General features: G+C 59.5%; 1 protein-coding gene. It reads left to right on the top strand.

The annotated features are described in order from the left end of the window. Positions 1-261 precede the first annotated feature (261 nt). On the top strand, positions 262-1,704 hold the full coding sequence (locus NW843_RS13205; RefSeq protein ID WP_414412980.1) for a gamma-aminobutyraldehyde dehydrogenase: 1,443 nt from the start codon (positions 262-264) through the stop codon (positions 1,702-1,704). Positions 1,705-1,897 lie beyond the last annotated feature (193 nt).

Raw genomic sequence — 1,897 nt, 5'->3', positions numbered from 1 at the left:
TGCTTACCCTGCGGGTAGAGTGCAGGACTGATTGCCCCTGCACCTCCGTTAGTTAGCAGATGCGGGATCCTCACCAGTGCGCCGTTGGCCACAGTCTACGGCCCGCTTTGCGAATAGCCGTTTGGGCCATCCCAATCCCAAAGGATCCCATCTCTGCACCCCAAAGTTGCCAAAGTTGAATGAAGCTTATGATTCAAGCCGAGCCAAAAAGATTCGGCACAATGGGGAGAGCCATTTCACCAAGCTGTTGAGGACATCGCTATGGCCTACAAACTCTGGATCGACGGCCAATGGGTCGATAGCCAAGGGGGGGGGTTGATGACCATCGAGAACCCGGCCACCGGCGAGAAACTGGCAGAGGTGGTGGATGCCAGCCCTGCCGATGTGGATCGGGCGGTGCAGGCCGCTCAAACAGCCTTCTACGATGGCCGTTGGTCGAAACTCACCCCCGGCGAGCGCTCCCTGGCCCTCTGGAAATTGGCGGATCTAATCGAAGCTCGCGCCGCCGAATTGGCTCGCTTGGAATCGGAAAACACTGGCAAGCCCTACGAGTTCCTCAGCTTGGGGGGAGATCTGCCATTTGCGGTGGATAATCTGCGTTTCTTCGCCGCTGCCGCCCGCGACATTCATGGCTTTAGCGCCGGGGAATATGCCAAGGGCTACACCTCCCTCTTTCGCAAAGAGCCGGTGGGGGTGTGCGCTCAAATTACCCCCTGGAACTATCCGCTGATGATGGCCGTCTGGAAGATCGGCCCCGCCCTGGCCGCCGGCTGTACGGTGGTGCTCAAGCCCGCTCCTGCCACCCCCCTGACCACCCTGATGCTGGGAGAACTGATCGCCGAGGCTGGGATCCCGCCCGGGGTAGTCAATATCGTTACCGGAGGCAATGCCACCGGCCAAGCCCTGGTGGAGCACCCCCAGGTGCGCATGGTCAGCCTTACCGGCTCTACCGCCACCGGCAAGCAGGTGATGCGGACAGCGGCAGATACCCTGAAGCGGGTGCATTTGGAACTGGGGGGCAAAGCGCCGTTTATCGTCTTCGAGGATGCGGACGTAGAGACCGTTGCTGCCAAGGCCACATTTGCTGCCACCGTCAATACCGGCCAAGACTGTACGGCAGCCACCCGCGTCTATGTGCACGAGAGCAAGCTGGCGCAGGCGCAAGAGGCCATTGTAGAAGCCATGCGCAAAGTAACGGTGGGATCCCCTTTCGAGGCGGGAGTGGAGATGGGGCCTTTGGTCTCAGCAGCCCAGCGGGAGCGGGTGATGGGATTTGTGGAGCGGGCCAAAGCAGAGGGAGCCAAGGTGCTGACCGGCGGTCGGATCCCTTCCCAGCTTGCCCAGGGCTACTACTATGAACCCACGGTGATTGCCAATGTCGATCAAAAAGCGGAGATCGTACAGAGTGAGGTTTTTGGGCCGGTTCTCACGCTCGGCTCGTTTCGCGAAGAAGCGGAAGCGCTACGCTTGGGCAATGACGTCCTATACGGGCTGGCGGCTTCTGTGTGGACTCAAGACATCGGACGAGCGATGAGGTTGGCCGCCGATCTGGAGTTCGGCACCGTCTGGATCAACGACCATATTCCCATTGCCTCTGAGGCCCCCCATGGCGGCTTTAAGCAATCGGGATTTGGCAAAGATCTCTCGGCAGAAGCGGTGCGCGACTACCAAATCACCAAACACGTGATGATTGCAACCCGCTGAAGTGATGCCCATTTTGAACAGAAGATGACCACCAAACAGCGGCGGCTCACCAGGGGTATTCCCAGTCGCCGTAGGCCATTGGTGGCCTTGATTCCGACCTACCCCTTCCCCTTGGGAGAGGGCTTGGGGAACTGTCTGGAGCCGGTTTGGAACCTGATACATTCACGCTGAACTCTCCTGAACATGGTTCAGG

The organism is Synechococcus sp. R5-12 (assembly GCF_047502655.1).
Lineage (GTDB): Bacteria > Cyanobacteriota > Cyanobacteriia > Thermostichales > Thermostichaceae > Thermostichus.
The sequence above is the reverse complement of the archived record's forward strand: the minus strand, read 5'-3'. Positions and strand labels throughout refer to the sequence as shown.